This is a genomic window from Selenomonadales bacterium, from assembly GCA_017442105.1.
In the GTDB taxonomy this organism is placed as follows: domain Bacteria; phylum Bacillota; class Negativicutes; order RGIG982; family RGIG982; genus RGIG982.
In genome coordinates this window covers 1-4162 of record JAFSAX010000143.1, presented here as the reverse complement: position 1 = coordinate 4162, position 4162 = coordinate 1, and the positions used below count along the sequence as shown (strand labels likewise).

5 protein-coding genes are annotated in these 4162 nt (G+C 47.0%); all 5 read left to right on the top strand.

What is annotated here, in order from left to right:
- Positions 1–1187: 3-isopropylmalate dehydratase large subunit (gene leuC, locus IJN28_05725; protein ID MBQ6713265.1), on the top strand; the 1187-nt coding region annotated here is incomplete at its 5' end.
- Between the two features lies 1 nt (position 1188).
- Positions 1189–1674 carry a 3-isopropylmalate dehydratase small subunit gene (gene leuD, locus IJN28_05720; GenBank protein MBQ6713264.1) on the top strand — a complete coding sequence of 162 codons (486 nt, stop codon included), beginning with the start codon at positions 1189–1191 and terminating at the stop codon, positions 1672–1674.
- Positions 1675–1678: 4 nt separating this feature from the next.
- The gene (gene leuB / locus IJN28_05715) at positions 1679–2743 is read left to right on the top strand and encodes a 3-isopropylmalate dehydrogenase (GenBank protein MBQ6713263.1); all 1065 of its coding nucleotides are present in this window, start codon (positions 1679–1681) and stop codon (positions 2741–2743) included.
- A 106-nt stretch (positions 2744–2849) separates the two neighbouring features.
- Positions 2850–3680, top strand: coding sequence for a polyamine aminopropyltransferase (gene speE, locus IJN28_05710; GenBank protein MBQ6713262.1), 831 nt, complete (start codon positions 2850–2852; stop codon positions 3678–3680).
- Between the two features lie 70 nt (positions 3681–3750).
- A partial coding sequence (locus IJN28_05705) for a nucleotidyltransferase domain-containing protein (GenBank protein MBQ6713261.1) occupies positions 3751–4162 on the top strand: 412 nt, incomplete at its 3' end.

The window sequence follows — 4162 nt, the reverse complement described above, 5'->3', positions numbered from 1 at the left end:
TCAAAAGTAAAGTAGACTTGGTATTGGGGAACGATATTACGGCTCCGCCCGCTATCAAAGAATTTGAAAAAATAGGTCGACCGGTATTTGACCGCGAAAAAATTGCACTCGTGCCTGACCATTTTGCACCAAACAAGGATATCAAGTCGGCAGGTATGGCAAAAACGATGCGTGAGTTTGCGAAGAAGCATCAGATCAAACATTATTTCGAAGTTGGTCGTATGGGGATCGAGCACGTTATTTTACCTGAAAAAGGTTTGGTCGCTCCGGGTGAAGTTATCATCGGTGCCGATTCCCATACGTGTACATACGGTGCCGTCGGTGCCTTTGCAACAGGTGTCGGCTCGACTGACATGGGCGCGGCAATGGCAACAGGCGATACGTGGTTCAAAGTACCGTCTACCATTAAGGTAGAATTGACAGGCTCGCTTCCGAAATGGGTCTGCGGTAAAGATGTTATTTTGACGCTTATCGGTATGATCGGTGTAGACGGTGCTCGTTATCAAGCACTCGAGTTTGCCGGTGAAGGGGTAAAATCACTTACGATGACAGACCGTCTGACCATTTCGAATATGGCAATTGAAGCAGGTGCGAAAAACGGTATTTTCCCTGTTGACGAGATTACGATGGAATATATTACAGGTCGCGTAACGAAGCCGTACGAGATCGTAGAGGCTGACGCAGATGCAGAGTACGCATCGGTCGTTACGATCGATCTTTCTGCGCTCAAACCTGTTGTAGCACTTCCGCATCTTCCCGAAAATGTGAAGAATGTAGAAGATGTCGGCAAGATCAAGATAGACCAGGTCGTTATCGGTTCTTGTACGAATGGTCGTATCGAGGATCTTGAACAAGCGGCAGAAATATTAAAAGGCAAAAAAGTTCATGATGATGTGCGCGCCATCATTATCCCTGGTTCGCAGCATGTCTATATGGAAGCAATGAAACGCGGTTATATCGAAACATTCATCGAAGCGAATGCGATCGTCAGCACACCGACCTGCGGTCCATGCCTTGGCGGTTATATGGGTATTCTTGCAGCAGGCGAACGTGCTGTCTCGACGACGAACCGCAACTTCCGCGGTCGTATGGGACACGTAGACAGCGAAGTATATTTGGCAGGTCCGAGCGTTGCGGCGGCAAGTGCTGTTGCAGGACGTATCGCAGAACCGAAGGAGGTCATGTAAGATGATTTTAGAAGGCAAAGTATGGCGTTATGGCGACAACATTGATACAGATGTTATTATTCCCGCTCGTTACTTGAATACGGCTGATCCGAAAGAATTGGCGGCGCATTGTATGGAAGATATCGACACGACATTCGCGCCCAATGTACAAGAAGGCGATATCATCGTAGCCGATCGCAATTTCGGCTGTGGTTCCTCGCGTGAGCATGCTCCTGTGGCGATTAAAGCCAGCGGTGTGCCTGTTGTTATCGCAAACAATTTCGCGCGTATTTTTTATCGCAATGCGATCAATATCGGATTACCGCTTCTTGAGATCGGCGACGATGTAGAGAAGATCAAAGCAGGCCATCAGATCAGTGTAGACTTAAGTGCAGGCATCGTAAAGAATATTACGACTGGTGAAGAATATTCGTCGCAGCCGCTTCCGGGCTTTATTCAAGATATTGCCAAAGCGGGCGGTCTTATCAACTACGTCAAAGGAGAATAATCATATGAAACAGATAGTCGTGATTCCGGGTGATGGGATCGGAAGAGAGATCACAGATGCGGCGATCTTGGTACTTAAAAAAGTGGCCGCAAAACATAATATCGAGCTTGTTTTCAGCGAATACGATGCGGGTGGTGCGGCAATCGATAAGTTCGGCGAACCACTTCCGCAAGCAACGATCGATGCGGCAAAAGCGGCTGATGCAGTCCTCTTGGGTGCAGTCGGCGGCCCGAAATGGGATAGTGTAGCACCGCATCTTCGACCTGAACGTGCAATTCTCGGACTTCGTAAGGCACTCGGACTTTTTGCGAATCTTCGTCCGATCAGCGTGCCTGCTTCGCTTGCAGAATACTCTCCGCTCAAGCCAGAGCTTGTCAGCGGTGCAGATATTCTTATTGTTCGCGAATTGACAGGCGGTATCTATTTCGGTGAGAAATTCGAAGCGCAAGAAGTCGATGGTGTGATGACTGCGTGGGACAAAGAATTCTATACGAAACCGGAGATCGAACGCATCGTAGAGCTTGCTTGTCAAGCGGCACAAAAACGCAAAGGCAAAGTCACTTCGGTCGACAAATCGAACGTACTTGCATCGTCCAGACTGTGGCGTAAAACGGCGCATGAAGTCGCAGAAAAATATCCTGATGTAGAGCTCGGCGATATGTATGTAGATAATGCGGCAATGCAGCTCGCATCCAATCCGAAAGGCTTCGACGTTCTTGTCACGAGCAATCTGTTCGGTGATATCTTGAGTGATGAAGCCGCTGTTATCGGCGGTTCGATCGGTATGATGCCGTCGGCAAGCATGGGTAAGGGGACAGGGCTTTATGAGCCTATCCACGGCAGTGCACCCGATATTGCAGGTATGGGGATCGCTAACCCTGTCGGTACGATCTTGTCCGCCGCTATGATGCTTCGCTATTCGCTCGATGAAAACGAAGCAGCTCTGGCGATCGAAAAAGCAGTCGATGAAGTCCTTGCTGACGGCTATCGTACGGCAGATCTCTATCGTGAAGGCATGAAAAAAGCATCCACGATGGAAATGGCAGAAGCCATCGCAGCGAAAATATAATTACAAAAAGAGGGCGGTAGTGCCCTCTTTTTTGTATTAGACTTGTATAATTTGTGAAATTCGGTATAATAAAAGATAAGATGTTGTTTAGGAGGTAGTAGAAACTATGCAATTATGGTGCACTGAAAATCAAACAGAAACGCTCGGTCTTACGGCACGCGTAAAAGAAACCCTCTTTGCAGGCAAATCGGAATTCCAAGATGTAGCAGTTGTCGACTCGTATCAGTTCGGTCGTATGCTCGTATTGGACGGCGTTTTCCAGACGAGTATTTTTGAAGAATATGTATATCATGAAATGATCGCACACGTTCCGCTCTTCATTCATCCGAATCCGAAAAAAGTTCTCGTAATCGGCGGCGGTGACGGCGGTACGGTACGTGAAGTCGTTCGTCATGACACAGTAGAAAAAGTAGAAATGGTAGAGATCGACGGCATGGTCGTTGATGTTTGCAAAAAATATTTGCCTGAGATCAGCGTAGCACTCAACGAACCTAATCCGAAACTTGACCTCAAGATCGGTGATGGTATTCAGCACATGGCAGACGCTACGAACGAATACGATGTTATCATCGTTGACTGCTCCGACCCGATTGGTCCGGGCGAAGGTCTCTTCACGCCGGAATTCTACAAAAACGTATACAAAGCGCTCAAAGAAGACGGTCTTTTCGTACAGCAGACGGAATCTCCGTTCTATCACAGAGAGCTTATCAAACGCATCCAGAAAGATGTAAAAGCCATCTTCCCGATCACGGATCTCTACTTGGCACATATCCCCATCTATCCGGGTGGCTGCCATTGCTTCACGTTCGGCTCGAAAAAATACGGCCCGAAAGATGCCGATACGAGCCGTCAGACGATGAAAATGCGTTACCATAATGCTGAAGTTCAGCAAGGTTGTTTCGCACTTCCGAATTTCGTAAGAGAATTGATGAAATAAGAAAAATCCCCCTGCTTTTTTGGCAGGGGGTCATTCTTTCTAAGGAAGTAGTCGAAGGAGGGAAGAATCTATGATACAGTTAAAAGAATGGATACCTTGCTTCGTGAAAACGGTACAGAATGTGTTTGGTGAGAGGATATATTTCGTCGGATTGCAAGGAAGTTACGGTAGAGGAGAAGCAAATGAAAAAAGTGATATCGATATTGTTATGATACTGGATGAACTCAAAGCAGATGATATCCGTACATACAATGATATGCTTGACGGCCTTTCTAATAGGAACTTGATATGTGGTTTTCTTGCGGGAAAACAAGAACTCTTGCGTTGGGAGCCGTCGGAATTATTTCAGCTTTATTTTGATACGACACCGCTTATCGGGACGCTTGATAAGCTGACAAAACTTTTTTCGGCTGAAGATATTGCGCGCGCTGTCAGAATCGGTGCGGGAAATATCTATCACGGTCTGGTGCATAATATGTTGT

Bases quoted from the DNA above. Each gene is read 5' to 3' on its own strand.
- leuD (MBQ6713264.1), top strand. From the start codon at position 1,189: ATGATTTTAGAAGGCAAAGTATGGCGTTATGGCGACAACATTGATACA.
- leuB (MBQ6713263.1), top strand. From the start codon at position 1,679: ATGAAACAGATAGTCGTGATTCCGGGTGATGGGATCGGAAGAGAGATC.
- speE (MBQ6713262.1), top strand. From the start codon at position 2,850: ATGCAATTATGGTGCACTGAAAATCAAACAGAAACGCTCGGTCTTACG.